Raw genomic sequence first — 385 nt, 5'->3', positions numbered from 1 at the left:
GGCCACGCCCGTGACGGCGAGCGGGTAGATGACGCCGCACACCACGGTCAGGACCAGCAGGGCCCGAAGACCCGCGCCCAGCAACCGGGCGGTGTTTCCTACGGAGTTGTTCATGACCGATCAGCCGATTCCGGGGATGAGGGAGATGAGCAGGTCGATGATCTTGATGCCGATGAAGGGCGCGACGAGCCCGCCCAGGCCGTAGATCCCGAGGTTGCGCCGGAGCATCCGGTCGGCGCTCATTGGCCGGTACTGGACGCCCTTCAGGGCGAGCGGCACCAGGGCGATGATGATCAGCGCGTTGAAGATGACGGCCGACAGGATCGCCGACTCGGGCGAGGACAGGTTCATGATGTTGAGCTTGTCCAGGCCCGGGTAGGCCACG

General features: G+C 66.0%; 2 pseudogenes. Both read right to left on the bottom strand.

From position 1 onward, the window contains the following. Positions 1-114: pseudogene (locus tag ACQB60_RS45790) on the bottom strand (potassium-transporting ATPase subunit C); the annotation flags it as partial. Positions 115-120: 6 nt separating this feature from the next. Beyond that, positions 121-385, bottom strand: a pseudogene (locus ACQB60_RS45785) (potassium-transporting ATPase subunit B); the annotation flags it as partial.

It is taken from the genome of Streptomyces odontotermitis (assembly GCF_050510915.1).
Classification (GTDB): Bacteria; Actinomycetota; Actinomycetes; order Streptomycetales; family Streptomycetaceae; genus Streptomyces.
This window is presented reverse-complemented; position numbering and strand designations above follow the sequence as displayed.